This window comes from Neobacillus cucumis, from assembly GCF_023715505.1.
In genome coordinates, this window is record NZ_JAMBOH010000150.1 from 1 (window position 1) to 282 (window position 282).

At 45.4% G+C, this 282-nt stretch carries 2 tRNA genes; both read right to left on the reverse strand.

Annotation, left to right across the window (positions count from 1 at the left end):
* Positions 1 to 54 precede the first annotated feature (54 nt).
* Positions 55 to 127 (reverse strand) — tRNA-Thr (locus tag M3226_RS31880).
* A 37-nt stretch (positions 128 to 164) separates the two neighbouring features.
* Positions 165 to 240 (reverse strand) — tRNA-Val (locus tag M3226_RS31885).
* Positions 241 to 282 lie beyond the last annotated feature (42 nt).

Here is a 282-nt window from a genome sequence, read left to right on the forward strand (position 1 = left end):
CTCTGATTAAAAGTCAGATGCTCTACCAACTGAGCTAATGGCTCGTACTAAAGGTGCCGGCGAGAGGACTTGAACCCCCAACCTACTGATTACAAGTCAGTTGCTCTACCAATTGAGCTACCCCGGCAATAATGATAATTATTTTCACTGGCGTGAAAAAATCATGGTGGAGGATGACGGGATCGAACCGCCGACCCTCTGCTTGTAAGGCAGATGCTCTCCCAGCTGAGCTAATCCTCCATATTAATGAAAGGGTTATTTCCGATATTGTGAAGATACTTT